This window comes from Mycetocola sp. (genome assembly GCF_046716805.1).
GTDB lineage: Bacteria > Actinomycetota > Actinomycetes > Actinomycetales > Microbacteriaceae > Mycetocola_A.
The window spans coordinates 30,642-46,623 of the sequence record NZ_JBKJWH010000038.1 but is presented as its reverse complement, the minus strand read 5'-3'; the positions used below and the strand labels follow the sequence as shown (position 1 = coordinate 46,623).

17 protein-coding genes are annotated in these 15,982 nt (G+C 64.7%); 15 read left to right on the top strand and 2 right to left on the bottom strand.

The annotated features are described in order from the left end of the window. Positions 1 to 272 precede the first annotated feature (272 nt). The 14 genes from prmC (at position 273) to ACLQ62_RS03175 (ending at position 13,356) form a co-directional block, all read left to right on the top strand. A complete protein-coding gene (prmC, locus tag ACLQ62_RS03240; protein ID WP_411720225.1) occupies positions 273 to 1,145 on the top strand; it encodes a peptide chain release factor N(5)-glutamine methyltransferase in 873 nt (290 codons plus the stop codon). Between the two features lie 109 nt (positions 1,146 to 1,254). Beyond that, a complete protein-coding gene (locus tag ACLQ62_RS03235; RefSeq protein ID WP_411720227.1) occupies positions 1,255 to 3,084 on the top strand; it encodes a glycoside hydrolase family 15 protein in 1,830 nt (609 codons plus the stop codon). Positions 3,085 to 3,221: 137 nt separating this feature from the next. Continuing rightward, on the top strand, positions 3,222 to 3,908 hold the full coding sequence (locus tag ACLQ62_RS03230) for an L-threonylcarbamoyladenylate synthase (protein WP_411720224.1): 687 nt from the start codon (positions 3,222 to 3,224) through the stop codon (positions 3,906 to 3,908). Further along, complete coding sequence (locus tag ACLQ62_RS03225; protein WP_411720223.1) at positions 3,905 to 5,176, top strand: MraY family glycosyltransferase; 1,272 nt, start codon at positions 3,905 to 3,907, stop codon at positions 5,174 to 5,176. The genes ACLQ62_RS03230 and ACLQ62_RS03225 overlap by 4 nt, the downstream gene beginning before the upstream one ends. Further along, positions 5,173 to 5,619 carry a hypothetical protein gene (locus ACLQ62_RS03220; protein WP_411720222.1) on the top strand — a complete coding sequence of 149 codons (447 nt, stop codon included), beginning with the start codon at positions 5,173 to 5,175 and terminating at the stop codon, positions 5,617 to 5,619. Before ACLQ62_RS03225 ends, ACLQ62_RS03220 begins: the two co-directional genes overlap by 4 nt. Before the next feature lie 165 nt (positions 5,620 to 5,784). Then, positions 5,785 to 6,582 (top strand): F0F1 ATP synthase subunit A, encoded by a 798-nt coding sequence (gene atpB / locus ACLQ62_RS03215; protein WP_411720221.1) that lies wholly within the window; start codon positions 5,785 to 5,787, stop codon positions 6,580 to 6,582. A 44-nt stretch (positions 6,583 to 6,626) separates the two neighbouring features. Continuing rightward, complete coding sequence (gene atpE, locus ACLQ62_RS03210) at positions 6,627 to 6,863, top strand: ATP synthase F0 subunit C (RefSeq protein ID WP_108390493.1); 237 nt, start codon at positions 6,627 to 6,629, stop codon at positions 6,861 to 6,863. A gap of 29 nt (positions 6,864 to 6,892) precedes the next feature. After that, positions 6,893 to 7,444 carry a F0F1 ATP synthase subunit B gene (locus ACLQ62_RS03205; RefSeq protein WP_411720220.1) on the top strand — a complete coding sequence of 184 codons (552 nt, stop codon included), beginning with the start codon at positions 6,893 to 6,895 and terminating at the stop codon, positions 7,442 to 7,444. Beyond that, the gene (locus ACLQ62_RS03200) at positions 7,444 to 8,238 is read left to right on the top strand and encodes a F0F1 ATP synthase subunit delta (RefSeq protein WP_411720219.1); all 795 of its coding nucleotides are present in this window, start codon (positions 7,444 to 7,446) and stop codon (positions 8,236 to 8,238) included. Before ACLQ62_RS03205 ends, ACLQ62_RS03200 begins: the two co-directional genes overlap by 1 nt. Positions 8,239 to 8,289: 51 nt before the next feature. Continuing rightward, positions 8,290 to 9,927, top strand: coding sequence for a F0F1 ATP synthase subunit alpha (gene atpA, locus ACLQ62_RS03195; protein ID WP_411720218.1), 1,638 nt, complete (start codon positions 8,290 to 8,292; stop codon positions 9,925 to 9,927). A 3-nt stretch (positions 9,928 to 9,930) separates the two neighbouring features. Continuing rightward, the gene (locus ACLQ62_RS03190; protein WP_411720217.1) at positions 9,931 to 10,830 is read left to right on the top strand and encodes a F0F1 ATP synthase subunit gamma; all 900 of its coding nucleotides are present in this window, start codon (positions 9,931 to 9,933) and stop codon (positions 10,828 to 10,830) included. Between the two features lie 28 nt (positions 10,831 to 10,858). Beyond that, a complete protein-coding gene (gene atpD / locus ACLQ62_RS03185) occupies positions 10,859 to 12,322 on the top strand; it encodes a F0F1 ATP synthase subunit beta (protein ID WP_411720216.1) in 1,464 nt (487 codons plus the stop codon). Positions 12,323 to 12,324: 2 nt separating this feature from the next. Then, positions 12,325 to 12,588, top strand: coding sequence for a F0F1 ATP synthase subunit epsilon (locus ACLQ62_RS03180; protein ID WP_411720215.1), 264 nt, complete (start codon positions 12,325 to 12,327; stop codon positions 12,586 to 12,588). Between the two features lie 27 nt (positions 12,589 to 12,615). Then, the gene (locus ACLQ62_RS03175) at positions 12,616 to 13,356 is read left to right on the top strand and encodes a YaaA family protein (RefSeq protein ID WP_411720214.1); all 741 of its coding nucleotides are present in this window, start codon (positions 12,616 to 12,618) and stop codon (positions 13,354 to 13,356) included. Between the two features lie 12 nt (positions 13,357 to 13,368). Here ACLQ62_RS03175 and ACLQ62_RS03170 read toward each other — a convergent pair whose 3' ends face one another. Continuing rightward, the gene (locus ACLQ62_RS03170; protein ID WP_411720213.1) at positions 13,369 to 13,950 is read right to left on the bottom strand and encodes a DNA-3-methyladenine glycosylase I; all 582 of its coding nucleotides are present in this window, start codon (positions 13,948 to 13,950) and stop codon (positions 13,369 to 13,371) included. 50 nt (positions 13,951 to 14,000) lie between these two features. Next, positions 14,001 to 14,534, bottom strand: a complete 534-nt coding sequence (locus tag ACLQ62_RS03165) for a methylated-DNA--[protein]-cysteine S-methyltransferase (protein WP_411720212.1) — start codon at positions 14,532 to 14,534, stop codon at positions 14,001 to 14,003. 110 nt (positions 14,535 to 14,644) lie between these two features. On the opposite strand from ACLQ62_RS03165, the gene ACLQ62_RS03160 reads away from it, so the two are divergent. Beyond that, on the top strand, positions 14,645 to 15,622 hold the full coding sequence (locus ACLQ62_RS03160; protein WP_411720211.1) for an aldo/keto reductase: 978 nt from the start codon (positions 14,645 to 14,647) through the stop codon (positions 15,620 to 15,622). The last annotated feature ends 360 nt before the right edge of the window (positions 15,623 to 15,982 follow it).

The following is a 15,982-nucleotide window of genomic DNA, read 5'->3' as shown; positions in this document are numbered from 1 at the left end:
CAGCCTCGATCGCTACTGGCAGAAGCATCCCGAACGATTCAGACGCCGTCCGGTCGCACCCGCATTGCCCCAATCCACTGGAATCAATACCCACCTGTTGTCTCAGACAGGTTGACAACTACCGTGTCGCACCCGCACAGCGCCGTTTCAGCCGCGCGAGCTGCTGGAGCGCGCAAGAGGCCGGACGTGTCGCCCAGAACGCCGGCGAGTAGGCTCGAGGATCGGCGGTTTTCCTTCCCCGCCGTTCTTCCAACAGGCAGGCCCCGCATTTCATGACCCCGGAAACCGCAACCGTCGGCACGCTCGTCACCTCGATCACCGAGGTCCTGGCGAAAGCCGGGGTACCTAACCCCGATGTCGATGCCGAACTCCTCGTCGGGCACGCGCTCGAGCTCGGGCGAGGGGAGATCCAGGCCGCGGCGCTGACCGGTCGCCCGGTGACGGATGCGGTGGCCCAGTCGGTCACGCTGCTCGCCGACAGGCGCGCCCAGCGTGAACCGCTCCAGCACATTCTCGGCCGGGCCGCCTTCCGTTCCCTCTCCCTCGCGGTCGGCCCAGGAGTGTTCGTGCCGCGGCCTGAGACCGAACAGGTGGTCCAGTTCGCGATCGATGCCCTGCGCTCCATGCCGGATGCGGAGCCGATCGGCATCGACCTCGGCACCGGCTCCGGCGCCATCGCGCTCGCGATGGCAACCGAAGTGCCCAATGCGCGCATCTACGCCGCCGAGAACTCGGTCGACGCGTTCCTCTGGGCACGGCAGAACTTCACCGAGACGGCGGCAGCCAATGCCACCCTCGTCTTCGAGAACCTGGCCGGAGCCTTCCCCGAACTCGACGGGTCGGCATCCGTCGTCATCTCCAACCCGCCGTACGTGCCTGACGCCGCGATCCCGCACGACCCTGAGGTGCGGTTCTTCGATCCAGCGGCAGCGTTGTATGGGGGAGAGGACGGCCTCGACGTCATCCGCCAGCTCTCCGAGACGGCTGCGCGGTTGCTCCGTCCAGGCGGAACTCTCATCGTTGAGCACGGGGAACTGCAGGGTGAGGCAATCCGCGACATCCTCACCGGCGACGGCTGGCGGGCGGCGGCGACGTTCCGCGACCTGACCCAGCGAGACCGAACGACGACGGCGATCCGGGCGTAACAGCCAACACCGCCATGCTGATCGGAGAATCGTGAGAGCTCAGCTTGTAGGCAGGCGTTCGCCAGTGCGACTGGCCTGAGTTCTTGGAAGGTCATCGGGGCGCTCGAGTATAAAGGGAGTCATGAGCACTCATCTGGAGGACTACGCCTTCCTGTCCGATCTTCGGACCGGCCCGCTGGTCTCTCGGGGCGGCAGCATTGACTGGCTGTGCCTGCCCCGGTTCGACTCACCCGCTTTGTTCAGTGCGCTCCTGGGTGACGCCGACGATGGCCGCTGGCTTCTGCAGGTGGCCGACGGTGAGGTTACGGAGCGCCGCTATGTGCCAGACACGTTCGTGCTGGAGACGACCTGGCGGGGCCCGACCGGCGTTGCGAGAATCACCGACTTCCTGCCGCCCAGCAACGAACACTCCGACCTGGTGCGACGGGTCGAGTGTCTCGAGGGAACCGTAACGGTCGAGCACGACTTGCGGATACGCTTCGACTACGCCAGGGCCACCCCCTGGGTCCGCACGATATCGCAACCGGACCGGCCGGCACTGCTGGCGGTGGCCGGTCCAGAGGGGTTGCTGTTCAGCGGGCCGATGCTGCATTGGCAGCAGCCTCACGAAGAAGGCACACCCACCGGCGGTCGAGCCACACGGTTAGGGGGACGGTTCGACATGTCGGTCGGCGAGCGGCTGGACTGGCAGATGACTTGGTTCCCCTCGCACGAGGAGCCACCCACTCCAGACGACCCGGACGACGCGTACCATCAGGCGGTGCAGTTCTGGACTGAGTGGGCCGCCCAGTTGACCGCCCACCCCCACCACCAGCCAATCGTTCGGCGTTCGCTGCTGGTGTTGCGCGGCCTGACCCACTCGCTCACGGGAGGCATTGTGGCAGCGCCCACGGCTTCCCTGCCGGAGAATTTCGGCGGCTCTCGCAATTGGGACTACCGCTACGTCTGGCTGCGCGACGCTGCGCTGACCATCGAGGTTGCCATCGCTCACGGCCTGACCAAGGGAGCGACCCTGTGGCGAGACTGGTTGTTGCGAAGCGTCGCCGGCGACGTGGACGGCGTGCGGATCATGTACGGACTGGCAGGCGAGCGTGATTTGCGTGAGTCCGAACTCGATCACCTGGGTGGCTACGAGCACTCGCGACCGGTTCGCATCGGGAACGGCGCTGCCGACCAGTATCAGGCCGACGTGGTGGGTGAGGTGATGATCGCCCTGGGCGCGCTGCGCGACGCTGGTGAGCGCGAGGACGAGTACTCCTGGGGGCTGCAGCAGGGCTTGCTGCAGTATTGCGAGGACAACTTTGAACGCAAGGACCACGGCATCTGGGAGATGCGCGGGAAGACCCACTATTTCACGCACGGGCGGGCAATGATGTGGGCCGCCTTCGATCAGGGAGTCCGCGCTGTCGAGGAGCACGGCCTCGAGGGCCCCGTTGAACGTTGGCGCGAGCTGCGCGACCGCCTGCGCACCGAAATCGACGAGCACGGCTTCGACGACGAACTCGGCAGCTTCACCCAGACCTACGACAACCGGGAGGTCGACGCCTCGCTGCTTCAGCTGCCACATACCGGATTCGTCGACTACGACGACCCCCGGATGATGGGTACGGTCACCCGCATTGAGCAAGACCTCGCGGATGAGGTCGGCCTGTTGCACCGGTATCGGACCGACACCGGGCTGGACGGCTTGGAGGGGGAAGAGTATCCGTTCCTCATCTGCAACTTCTGGCTGGTCGAGCAGTACGCCATGAGCGGCAGGCTGGAGGATGCGGAGCGTTTGATGAACCAACTGGTCGGATACGCAACCGACCTCGGGCTGCTCAGCGAGGAGTACGATCCAGGTACCGGTCGCCTCGCCGGTAATTTTCCGCAGGCCTTCAGTCACCTGGGCCTGATCCGCGCCGCCGACGCCCTGGCGGCCACCCGGCGCAGTTCCTGATCCACCGACAAGCCGCCCACCCTACTGACGTGCACCGGGGGATTGTCCCCGCCTCGCGTCGTCGTTCGGATATCGATCGGAGATCAGGACCCGCGTTAGCGGCATCCTTTCACCGGGTCCGCGATAGAATCAGCGAGATGTCTCGCCTCTTCGACTGCTCCCAGGATTCCGACCTCCTCGCCGGCATGCGCCTCGCTCGTGCTGCCGTGCGTAAGGGAGAACTCGTCGTGATCCCCACCGACACCGTGTACGGCGTGGCCGCCGACGCCTTCTCACCGGCTGCCGTGCAGAAGCTCCTTGACGCGAAGGGCCGCACCCGCCAGTCGCCTCCGCCGGTTCTCGTGCCGGGGATCGCGACGCTCGAGGCCCTCGCCGCCGAGATTCCGGATGCCGTCCGCGACCTCGTCGACGCGTTCTGGCCAGGGGGACTCACCATCGTCCTGCCAGCGCAGCCGTCGCTGGCGTGGGACCTCGGAGACACCGACGGAACCGTCGCCGTCCGGATGCCGGACAACCGGATCGCCCTCGAACTGCTCGAGGAGACCGGCCCGCTGGCCGTCTCAAGCGCCAACCTCACCGGCAAGCCGGCGGCCACCACGGCACAGGAAGCCATGGACATGCTCGGGGAATCGGTCGATGTCTACCTCGACGGCGGCCCCAGCGAGTCGACGGCATCCACCATCGTCGACGCGACCGCCCTGGTCGCCCCGCGCGGCAAGGTGACAATCCTCCGGGAAGGCGCTGTCACCCGCTCCCAACTGCGCGAGGTCCTCGGCGACCTGCTCGACGAGCCCGCAGCCGTCGACGGTGTGTCAACGGCATGATCCTCTACGCCCTGATCGCACTGGCAACCGCGCTCATCACGTTCGTCCTCTCGCTACTCGTCTACAAGGTGGCGCTGCGGTACAAGCTCTACCCGAGCATCCGTGAGCGTGACGTGCACACGCGGCCGACCCCGAGACTCGGCGGCGTGGCCATGTTCATCGGCGTTGTCGCCGCCTTCGGGCTCGCCTATCTCATCTCCCGGGTCACCCCGTTCTTCGAACAGACCTTCAACCCGCCCGGGCCCATCCTCGCCATCCTCGGCGCCTCGCTCCTGATCGTGCTCATCGGTATCGCCGACGACATCTGGGACCTCGATTGGATGATCAAACTCGCGGGCCAGTTCATGGCAGCGGGCCTCATCGCCTGGCTGGGAGTGCAGATCTACTCGCTGCCGATCGGCGGCCTGACGGTGGGCTCCTCCTGGATGTCAGCGGCGCTCGCCGTGTTCGCCATCGTGCTCGTGATGAACGCCGTGAACTTCATCGACGGCCTCGACGGTCTCGTGGCCGGCGTCGGACTCATCGCCAACGGGGTGTTCCTCGTCTACGGCTACCTCCTCGTCCGTGACCTCGGGCAGTCGACGTACTTCAACCTCTCATTGCTCATCTCCGCCGTCCTCGTCGGCGCGTGCGCCGGTTTCCTGCCGATGAACTGGCATCCGGCGAAGATGTTCATGGGAGACGCCGGTGCGCTGCTGGTCGGTCTTCTGATGGCGACGTCAGCGGTCGCCATCACCGGCCAGATCGACCCGTCGGCGCTCAACGCAGACCCGACCAGCGGTGCAGGAGTCGGACGCAGCCAGCTCATCGGTGCATTCATCCCGATCATCCTGCCGTTTGCCATCCTCGTCGTCCCGCTCGTCGACTTCGCGCTCGCCGTCATCCGCCGACTCCGCGCAGGGAAATCCCCCTTCAGTGCAGACCGGATGCACCTTCACCACCGCCTGCTCGACATGGGTCACTCGCACCTTCACGCGGTGCTCATCTTCTACGCGTGGACAGCGGTCATCGCACTGTCGTGCCTCCTGTTCTTCGTCTTCCAGCCGCACTGGTTCGGCCTCGGATTCCTCATCGTCGGCGTTCTCGTCTGCACCGTGTTCACCCTCGCTCCGCTCGGTCGCCGCAAGTCAGCGGAGATTCGCGCGCAGGCGGCGCCGGAAGGAACGCTCGCGATGTACGACCCGCTTGACGAGGCCTCGGACCTCCGGGACCGCGACCTGCCCGTCACCGATGAGAACCTCGCAACCCCAGACAAGGAACCCCGATGAAGTCAGCAGAGATCTTCAAAGCCAGCCTCAAGTGGGGCGGCCTCCTCGCCGTCGCGATCGCGGTGGTCGGTGGGGGACTCGGGTTCCTCTTCGACGGAAACCGCGGCCTGATCAGCGCATTGATCGGCACCGCGATGTCGATCGTGTTCCTGGGGATCACAGCCGCAAGCATCCTGTTTGCCAACCGGTGGTTCGGTACCGACCTGTTCGTGCCCATCTTCTTCGGCATCGTGATGGGCGGCTGGCTCGTCAAGTTCGTGCTCTTCCTCGTGCTCGCCGTGCTCCTCAAGGACCAGCCCTGGATCAACCCCACGGTGCTCTTCCTCAGCATCATCGCCGGCGTGATCGCGGCACTCACTGTCGACGTTCTCATCGTGTCGAAGTCACGGATGCCGTACGCCAGCGATGTCTCCCTCCCCGGCGACCAGAACCGGCCCAAATAAACGGGCTCTCAATTCGTCGGCTTACGCATCGTTTGATAGTGTTATCGAAGATTCCCCGCCCGAACATGTCGCAAGAAGTATGTGCGTCGGGCACACCCCACCGTTCGTCGTCGCGAGAGCTCAGCTCCACGCCCGAAACAGGAGAGCGCGCTGTTAGCTAACGCTGTGAACTTACTGGTTCAGACCTCAACCGACGACGGGACCTTCCACGGGCCGTCGATCATGGAATTCTTCCCGGACATTGTTCTGTTCGAGGGTACCGGATTCGACATCAACCGGATCATGCTGATCCGCTTCCTCTCGGTCCTCGCCCTGGTGATCGTCTTCTGGCTCGGCACGCGGAAGATGAGGATCGTTCCGGGCAAGTTCCAGAGCCTGATCGAAATGGCGCTCGACTTCGTTCGCGTCAACATCGCGGAGGACCTCCTCGGCAAGGTGGACGGAAAGCGCTTCCTCCCGATCCTCACGACGATGTTCTTCATGGTCTTCGCCATGAACATCACCGGCATCATCCCGTTCCTGAACATCGCCGGAACGAGCGTCATCGGTGTTCCGCTCGTGCTCGCGGTCATCTCGTACATCACCTTCATCTACGCCGGCATGAAGAAGAGCCCAGGCAAGTTCTGGAAGAACTCGCTGTTCCCAGCAGGGGTGCCGTGGCCGGTGTACATCATTGTGACGCCGATCGAGTTCATCTCGACGTTCGTCATCCGGCCGGTCACGCTGACTCTCCGACTTCTCATGAACATGGTCGTCGGCCACCTCCTTCTGGTTCTCTTCTTCGCCGCCACCCAGTTCTTCGTCGTCACCCTCGGTGGCTGGTTCATCCCGCTCGGCGGCGTCACGCTCGCCTTCGGCTTCGCCTTCACCCTGTTCGAAATCCTGGTTGCACTGCTCCAGGCCTATGTCTTCACCCTGCTCACCGCGGTTTACATTCAGCTCGCGGTAGCTGAAGAGCACTAAAAGCCGGCAACCGCCTGCTTTTTTCATCACGGAAGGAAACACACGTGGACGCAACAACCGTTCTCGCCGAGATCAACGGAAACATCGCGACGGTCGGTTACGGTCTCGCAGCCATCGGCCCCGCCATCGGCGTTGGAATCGTCGTTGGCAAGACCATCGAGGGTGTTGCTCGTCAGCCCGAGCTGGCCGGCCGCCTGCAGGTCCTGATGTGGATCGGTATCGCCTTCACCGAGGCGCTCGCCTTCATCGGCATCGCCACCTACTTCATCTTCACCAACTAGACCTCTTTCACCCCTCGTAAGGAGGCAAGATGCTTCACGCACTCGTTGCGGCGGCTGAAGAGGGTGCTACCAAGAACCCTCTGATCCCCGAGACCTATGACATCGTCTGGTCACTGGTGTGTTTCGTCATCCTCTTGGCATTCTTCTGGAAGAAAATTCTTCCGAAGATGCAGACCATGCTCGATGAGCGTTCTGCGGCCATTGAGGGCAACATCGCCAAGGCAGATGAAGCACAGCGCCAGGCAGAGGCAGCACTCGAGCAGTACACCGCTCAGCTCGCCGAGGCCCGTCAGGAGGCTGGCCGTATTCGCGAGTCAGCTCGCGAAGACGGCAAGCTGATCGTCACCGAGGCTCGCAGCCAGGCGATGGTCGAAGCTGCACGAGTGACGGCAGGCGCGCAGGCGCAGATCGAAGCTGAGCGGCAGGCGGCTCTCGTCTCCCTTCGAAGTGACGTCGGCACCCTCGCCATCGACCTCGCGGGCAACGTCATCGGCGAGACCCTCGCTGACGACGCCAAGGCGACTGCCATCGTCGATCGTTTCCTGGCTGAACTCGAAGCTTCGGAGAAGGCAACCAAATAATGGGAAGCGCAACTCGGGAAGCTCTCGCGTCCTCGAAGAAGGCCCTGTCTGACACCGGGCGCATCGACCTGGCCACAGCTACGGATCTTTTCGCGGCAGGCCGGGTCATCGGTGAATCGGGTCAGTTGCGTTCGCTCCTCGCCGACCCGTCGGCCGAGGGCAATGTGAAGGCCTCGGTCATTGACCGGGTCTTCCGCACCCAGCTCAGCGCGCAGGCGCTCGATCTTCTCCGGGAGATCGTTTCCGCGCGCTGGTCGAACGCTGACGACCTTCTCGGCGGTATCGAAGAACTCGGCCTCCGGGCCGCTGCTGTCGCCGCCGGGCCAGACGCCCGGTTGGATGCGCAGCTCTTCGCGTTCAGCCAGTCGGTGTCGTCGGACGCAGGGCTCGAGCTCGCGCTCGGCTCGAAGCTCGGCGGACAGGACTCAAAGAGTGTCCTGGTTCAGAAGCTTCTCAGCGGTAACGGCTCGGCCGAGACCGTCGAGATCGTCAAGCACCTCGTGTTGCAGCCCCGCGGCCGTCGTATCGGAGAACTTCTTCGCCACGCTGCTTCCGTCATCGCTGACCAGCAGGGTTACATCGTCGCAACCGTCACCAGCGCGTTCCCCCTCGGGGCAGCCCAGGTCGAGCGTCTCGAGAAGGGGCTCGCGGCGCAATACGGCCGCAAACTCCGAATCAACCAGGTCGTCGACCCGAGCGTCATCGGCGGACTGCGTGTTCAGATCGGTGACGACGTCATCGACGGCAGTATCTCCTCACGCCTCAGCGAACTTAGACTTCAGCTTGCTGGCTAGCGCCAGTAGACAACGTAGGGGACATTCGTCCCCACACAGATAGGGAAGAAGATGGCAGAACTTACGATCAGCCCCGACGAGATTCGGGATGCTCTCAAGGACTTCGTCACGGCTTACGAGCCGGGTAAGGCCACCACCACCGAGGTCGGATACGTCACCGACGCCGGTGACGGCATCGCCCACGTTGAGGGTCTGCCTGGCGTGATGGCAAACGAACTGATCCGCTTCGCGGATGGAACCCTCGGCCTCGCGCAGAACCTCGATGAGAACGAAATCGGCGTTGTCGTGCTCGGTGAATTTGGCGGAATCGTCGAAGGCATGGAAGTCACCCGCACAGGCGAGGTGCTCTCGACCCCGGTCGGCGACGCATTCCTCGGTCGCGTGGTCGACCCGCTCGGCGCCCCGATCGACGGCCTCGGCGAGATCAAGGCTGAAGGTCGCCGCGCCCTCGAACTGCAGGCACCTGGTGTCATGCAGCGCAAGAGCGTGCACGAGCCGATGCAGACTGGCATCAAGGCGATCGACGCCATGATCCCGATCGGCCGTGGCCAGCGCCAGCTCATCATCGGTGACCGCCAGACCGGTAAGTCGGCGATCGCGATCGACACCATCATCAACCAGAAGGAAAACTGGGACTCGGGCGACGTCAACAAGCAGGTTCGCTGCATCTACGTCGCCATCGGCCAGAAGGGTTCGACGATCGCCGCCATCAAGGCAGCGCTCGAAGAGTCCGGCGCCATGGAGTACACGACCATCGTCGCGGCTCCCGCTTCTGACCCGGCCGGCTTCAAGTACCTCGCCCCGTACACCGGCTCGGCCATCGGCCAGCACTGGATGTACGGCGGCAAGCACGTCCTCATCGTCTTCGACGACCTGTCGAAGCAGGCAGAGGCCTACCGCGCCGTTTCGCTGCTGCTGCGCCGTCCGCCAGGACGCGAGGCATACCCCGGTGACGTCTTCTACCTGCACTCCCGTCTGCTCGAGCGTTGTGCCAAGCTCTCCGACGAGCTCGGTGCCGGATCGATGACCGGTCTTCCGATCATCGAGACGAAGGCCAACGACGTTTCGGCTTACATCCCGACCAACGTGATCTCGATCACCGACGGCCAGATCTTCCTCCAGTCGGACCTGTTCAACGCCAACCAGCGTCCAGCGGTCGACGTCGGAATCTCGGTGTCGCGAGTCGGCGGTGACGCCCAGGTGAAGAGCATCAAGAAGGTTTCAGGAACGCTGAAGATCGAGCTCGCGCAGTACCGCTCGCTCGAGGCGTTCGCGATGTTCGCATCCGACCTCGACCAGGCCAGCCGCCGCCAGCTCAACCGCGGTGCCCGACTGACCGAGCTGCTGCGCCAGCCGCAGTACTCGCCGATGCCCGTCGAGAACCAGGTCGTTTCGATCTGGGCAGGCACCAAGGGCAAGCTCGATGAGGTCCCGGTCGAAGACATCCTGCGGTTCGAAAGCGAACTGCACGACTACCTCGGCCGCAACACCCAGGTCCTCACCAAGCTCCGCGACAGCAACGTGCTGAGCGATGACATCGTCGATGAACTCGACGCTGCCGTCGACCGGTTCAAGCAGGAGTTCCAGACCGGTGCGGGCAAGCCCCTCAGCGGCCCGGGCTCCGAGCAGTTCACGGAGCTTCCGGCTGAAGACGTCAACCAGGAAAAGATCGTCAAGGGACGTCGATAAGTAATGGGTGCTCAACTTCGGGTCTACACGCAGAAAATCAAGTCTGCGCAGACGACCAAGAAGATCACGAAGGCGATGGAACTCATCGCCGCCTCCCGCATTGCGAAAGCGCAAGCACGGGTTGCGGCATCCGGTCCATACTCCCGGGCGATCACCCGCGCGGTGTCAGCCGTGGCGACGTACTCCAACGTCGACCATGTGCTGACCACCGAGCCGGAGACCGTCGAACGGGCAGCCGTCGTCATCTTCGCGTCTGACCGCGGCCTCGCCGGCGCGTTCAACTCGCAGGTCCTGCGCGAAGCCGCCGAACTCACCGAGCTGCTCAAGAGCCAGGGCAAGGACGTCGTCTACTACCTCATCGGCCGCAAGGCCGTCGGGTACTTCACGTTCCGTAAGCGCGCCAGTGAAGGTCAGTGGATCGGCGAAAGCGAGAACCCGACGTTCGCGACGGCCCAGGAAATCAGTGCAGCGCTTCTCGAGAAGTTCGTTCTGGATGCTTCGGACGGCGGAGTCGACGAGATTCACATCGTCTACAACCGCCTCGTCAGCATGATGAGCCAGGTTCCCGAGGTCGTCCGCCTGCTGCCCCTCGAGATCGTCGAGGGTGTCGAAGAGCCGGATGACAAGACCGTCCTCCCGCTCTACGAGTTCGAGCCCGACGCGGCCACGGTGCTTGACGCGCTCCTGCCTGTCTACATCGAGAGCCGGATCTTCAACGCCCTGCTCCAGTCCGCTGCTGCGAAGCACGCGGCGACGCAGAAGGCGATGAGCTCCGCGAGCGAGAACGCAGACAAGCTCATCACGGACTACACGCGACTGCGTAACAACGCGCGCCAGGCCGAGATCACCCAGCAGATTTCCGAGATTGTCGGCGGCGCAGACGCACTGTCGTCCGCCAAGTAACTTTCGATTACGAAGAGAGAAGAAGAGCATGACAGACATTGCCACCGCTCAGGACACGAGCGAGGTGAAGGCCGGCGCAACCGGCCGAGTCGCCCGCGTCACCGGTCCGGTTGTTGACATCGAGTTCCCGCACGACGCGATCCCCGGTATCTACAACGCCCTGAAGACCACCGTCAACATGGCCGGGCAGACCCAGGTTCTCACGCTCGAGGTTGCGCAGCACCTCGGCGACGACCTGATCCGCGCGATTGCGCTGAACCCGACCGACGGACTCGTCCGCGGCCAGGAAGTGACCGACACGGGTGAGTCGATCACCGTGCCTGTTGGAGACGTCACCAAGGGCAAGGTCTTCAACGTCATCGGCGATGTTCTCAATGCCGAGCCTGGCGAGCGGATCGAGATCACCGAGCGTTGGCCGATTCACCGCAAGCCACCGGCGTTCGACCAGCTCGAGTCGAAGACAGAGCTCTTCGAGACCGGCATCAAGTCGATCGACCTTCTCACGCCGTATGTTCTCGGTGGAAAGATCGGCCTCTTCGGTGGTGCAGGTGTCGGCAAGACGGTCCTCATCCAGGAAATGATCCAGCGCGTCGCATCCGACCACGGTGGTGTGTCGGTGTTCGCCGGTGTCGGCGAGCGTACCCGTGAGGGCAACGACCTCATCATGGAAATGGAAGAAGCCGGCGTCTTCGACAAGACGGCGCTTGTCTTCGGCCAGATGGACGAGCCGCCGGGAACGCGACTGCGCGTCGCCCTCTCGGCTCTCACCATGGCTGAGTACTTCCGTGACGTGCAGAAGCAGGACGTGCTGTTGTTCATCGACAACATCTTCCGCTTCACTCAGGCCGGTTCCGAGGTCTCCACCCTTCTCGGCCGCATGCCGTCCGCCGTTGGCTACCAGCCGAACCTCGCCGACGAGATGGGTATCCTCCAGGAGCGCATCACCTCGACCCGCGGTCACTCGATCACGTCGCTGCAGGCGATCTACGTTCCTGCTGACGACTACACCGACCCGGCCCCGGCGACGACGTTCGCGCACCTCGACGCAACGACCGAGCTGTCGCGTGAGATCGCATCAAAGGGTCTGTACCCGGCGATCGACCCGCTGACCTCCACGAGCCGTATCCTCGACCCGCGGTACATCGGTGACGACCACTACAACACCGCTGTTCGTGTCAAGGCGATCCTGCAGAAGAACAAGGAACTCCAGGAGATCATCGCGATCCTCGGTGTCGACGAGTTGAGTGAAGAAGACAAGATCACGGTTGCCCGTGCGCGTCGCATCCAGCAGTTCCTCTCGCAGAACACCTACATGGCGAAGAAGTTCACCGGTGTCGAGGGGTCGACGGTTCCGCTCAAGGAGACCATCGAATCCTTCGCGGCGATCGCCAACGGCGAGTTCGACCACGTCGCTGAGCAGGCCTTCTTCAACGTCGGTGGAATCAGCGACGTCGAAGAGCGCTGGGCACAGATCCAGAAGGAGAACGGCTAAGCATGGCGACGCTCAAGGTCAGTGTTGTCGGGGCCGACCAGGAAGTGTGGTCCGGTACCGCCTCCATGGTCATCGCCCGGACGGTCGAGGGAGAGATCGGTATTCTTCCCGGCCACGAGCCCATGCTTGCCATTCTCGCTGAAGGTGAAGTGCGGGTGACCGCTGAGAACGGCGAGAAGATCGTCGCTCGCGCCGCCGACGGTTTCCTGTCGGTCGACAACAACATCGTCACCGTCGTGGCCGGCAACGCCAGCCTCGTCAAGTAATTCGCCGCAAGGCCCCCGTAACGCCCCGTGCTGATTCTGCTCCCTCCGTCTGAGACGAAGAGAGCGGGCGGCACGGGGCGTTCGTTGTCCCTCGAGCTGTTGCGTTTCCCGGCGCTGACCGAAGCGCGGCGCGCACTGGCCGAGGATGTCGTCGCGTTGTCACGGGACCCGCATGCCGCAATCGCCGCCCTGAAACTGGGTCCGAAGCAGCACGGTGAGGTGGAGACAAATCGCCTGCTGTGGACCTCGCCGACCCTGCCCGCCCTCGACAGATACACCGGCGTGCTGTTCGACGCCCTCGACGCGGCATCCCTCAGCGCCCAGGCCCGTTCCTTCGCCGGGCGCCACCTCGTCATCCACGCGGCGCTGCTCGGGCCGGTCGGTGCGCTCGACCCGATTCCGGCGTACCGTCTCTCGCACGATTCGCGGGTCCCTGGGCGGCCGCTCAAGCGGCACTGGCGGGGCGCCGTCGCGTCGTCCCTCGCCGCAGAGCCCGGACTCGTGCTCGACCTCCGCTCCGAGGCCTATGTGGGGTTGGGGCCCGCTCCGGCTGGCTCACATTTCCTTCGGGTGCTCACCGAAGTGGAAGGTGGAACGCGGCGCGCGCTCAACCACTTCAACAAGAAAGCGAAGGGCGAGTTCGCCCGCGCGCTGATCCAGGCGGGTGTCGTGTTCACGGATGCCGTCGAACTGCTTGACTGGGCACCGACGGCCGGGTTTCAGCTCGAGCCGCTGCCAGGCACGAGCGACCTGGCTTTGATCGTCTGATCCCGACGGATTTCAGCCTTCGGCGCGCCAGCAACCGGCGACGTGGTCGTCGACGAGGCCGGCCGATTGCATCAGCGCGTACATCGTCGTCGGGCCCACGAATCGGTAGCCCCGCCGCCGCAGTTCGGCGCTGAGCGCTGAAGACTCAGGGGTGACGGAGGGGATGTCGCTCAGCTGCGTCGGTCGCGGACGCCCCGGCGCCGGCTGGAAGCTCCAGACCAGGTCCGACAGGCTCTCGCCGAGCTGCAGCGTGACCCGGGCGTTGCCGATCACGGCGTTGATCTTGCCACGGTGACGGATGATGGACACATCCTCGACGAGGCGCTCGACGTCATCCGCCGTCATGGCCGCAACCCGGTCGATGTCGAAATCGGCGAAGGCGGCACGAAATGCGGGGCGCCGGCGGAGGATCGTGATCCACGACAGCCCCGCCTGGAAACCCTCGAGGCTGATCTTCTCGAAGACGGGCCGGTCGCCGAGAAGCGGGGTACCCCACTCCTCGTCGTGGTACCTCTGGTACTCAGGATCGGATCCGACCCACGCGCAGCGGGAGCGGGCATCCGTTCCGACGAGCAGCGAGGGGGAGACGGTCACAGGTGGTCCTTCGGCGTTGCGGGGAAATCTCTGGCGTCGTCAGGATAACGCTAGCGGTGCTGGATGCCCTCATGCTCGAGGAGCCACAACTTCGTCTCGACCCCCTGACCCTGGCTGTAGCCGACAACCCGGCCCGCGCCAGACAGGACACGGTGACAGGGGACCAGCAGGGGAAGCGGGTTCGCGCGGATCGCGCCACCGACAGCCCGCCCGGCGACGCCCAGGCCGAGGTCGCGGCCGAGAAGGCCGTACGTGCTCGCCGTGCCGAACGGGATCTCGGCCAGAGCAGTCCAGACCCGGAACTGGAACGGTGTGCCTTCAGCGGCGATCGGGACGTCGAAGCGGCGCCGCTCACCGTCGAAGTACTCGGCCAGCTGCTCGGCGGCGGTCATGAGCACGTCGATCGACGTTTCTCGGTAACCATCGCGAGGCAGCCGCCCGTCTCGTTCGATCTGCACGCCGGTGACAGCGGTGCCGTCGCTCGTGAGTTCGATCCGCCCGAGCGGGCTCGTCATGCGGACGAGGCCGACGGGCCTGTCGAACAGGGTCGGCTGGGGTTCTCGGGGGAGGGTGCGAGGTGTCATGGCCACGACGGTACGAGTGTGCTGACCACGGCCGGGCTGCAGGAGTGCTTATGGGGAGAGGTTCATCGGAGAACGGCCTTGTGGAGGAACCGCCCCGCTAGCCTTGGGGCATGGCAGACATCGAATACCGCACCCTCGGCAGAAGCGGCCTCCGCGTTTCGACGATCGGACTCGGCTGCAACAACTTCGGCAGGATCGGGACCGCCACCGAGACGCAGGAGGGGACGGATGCCGTCATCTCTGCTGCGCTGGATGCCGGAGTCACGCTGCTCGACACGGCGGACATGTACGGCAAGGAGCCCGGCCTCAGCGAAACCCTGATGGGGAACGCGCTCCGCGGCCGTCGTGACCAGGTGGTGCTCGCGACGAAGTTCGGGCACTCAGGTGCCGATGTCGGCCTCGAGGGCTGGGGAGCGAAGGGTTCACGCCGCTATGTCCGCCTCGCCGTTGAGGCCTCACTGAGGCGACTGCAGACGGACTGGATCGACCTGTACCAGTTGCACACCCCAGACCCGGTCACTCCGATCGAGGAAACCCTCTCGGCCCTCGACGACCTGATCCGCGAGGGCAAAGTGCGCTACATCGGGCATTCCAACCTCGCCGGCTGGCAGGTGGCGGAGGCCGAGCTGACCGCCGAACTTCGCGGGCATCCGAAATTCATCTCCGCGCAGAACGAGTTCAGCCTGATCGTGCGCGATGCCGAGCGGGAGGTGCTTCCGGCGGTGCGGCACTTCGGCCTCGGTTTCCTGCCGTACTTCCCCCTCTACAACGGCCTGTTCACCGGCAAGTTCAGCCGCGAGGGCGGACCGGCCGATTCAAGGATCATGCGGCAGCGCAGCTACCTGCTCGACAGCGCCCCGTGGGATGCGATCGACGCGTTCCAGGCGTTCTGCGACGACCGGGACATCACCATGCTGCAGGCGACGTTCGCCTGGTTGCTCGCCCAACCAGCCCTCACGAGTGTCATCGCGGGGGCGACCCGACCCGAGCAGATCGTGCAGAACGCGGATGCCGCGACCGCGTGGCATCCGTCACCCGACGACATCGACACGATCTCCGCGCTCTTCGCTCCCAGCGGCGACGCCTGAACGAACCGCGGGCGGTCTCGGCCAATGGGAGCGACCGGGGCCGCCCCCGCGCTTCGGCGGCCGCACGAGTTCACCCGTTCCGGACCGGAACACGCGGTACGCCGCGTGTATCGGTCCGCAGCGCGTGAATTCGCGCCCACGGCGGCCGCGACGGCGCGGCATCCGTCAGTGGACCTAGTTGACGCGATCCCGGCGCGGTTCGCCCTGGCCTCCGGTGACTGAGCCTGACGAGTTCACCCGTTCCGGTCGGGCTCAAGCGGTACGCCGGGTGTATCGGTCCGCAGCGCGTGAATTCGCGCGCGGGGCGGCGCCGCGAGCACGTGGCATCCGCCGGCTGACGTTGTTGACGCGATCTCGGCG

Coding starts and splice junctions, on each gene's coding strand:
- ACLQ62_RS03200 (WP_411720219.1), top strand. CDS start 7,444: ATGGGAAGCGCAACTCGGGAAGCTCTCGCGTCCTCGAAGAAGGCCCTG.
- ACLQ62_RS03205 (WP_411720220.1), top strand. CDS start 6,893: ATGCTTCACGCACTCGTTGCGGCGGCTGAAGAGGGTGCTACCAAGAAC.
- ACLQ62_RS03220 (WP_411720222.1), top strand. CDS start 5,173: ATGAAGTCAGCAGAGATCTTCAAAGCCAGCCTCAAGTGGGGCGGCCTC.
- atpD (WP_411720216.1), top strand. CDS start 10,859: ATGACAGACATTGCCACCGCTCAGGACACGAGCGAGGTGAAGGCCGGC.
- prmC (WP_411720225.1), top strand. CDS start 273: ATGACCCCGGAAACCGCAACCGTCGGCACGCTCGTCACCTCGATCACC.
- ACLQ62_RS03230 (WP_411720224.1), top strand. CDS start 3,222: ATGTCTCGCCTCTTCGACTGCTCCCAGGATTCCGACCTCCTCGCCGGC.
- ACLQ62_RS03180 (WP_411720215.1), top strand. CDS start 12,325: ATGGCGACGCTCAAGGTCAGTGTTGTCGGGGCCGACCAGGAAGTGTGG.
- ACLQ62_RS03160 (WP_411720211.1), top strand. CDS start 14,645: ATGGCAGACATCGAATACCGCACCCTCGGCAGAAGCGGCCTCCGCGTT.
- ACLQ62_RS03225 (WP_411720223.1), top strand. CDS start 3,905: ATGATCCTCTACGCCCTGATCGCACTGGCAACCGCGCTCATCACGTTC.
- ACLQ62_RS03190 (WP_411720217.1), top strand. CDS start 9,931: ATGGGTGCTCAACTTCGGGTCTACACGCAGAAAATCAAGTCTGCGCAG.
- atpA (WP_411720218.1), top strand. CDS start 8,290: ATGGCAGAACTTACGATCAGCCCCGACGAGATTCGGGATGCTCTCAAG.
- ACLQ62_RS03165 (WP_411720212.1), bottom strand. CDS start 14,534: ATGACACCTCGCACCCTCCCCCGAGAACCCCAGCCGACCCTGTTCGAC.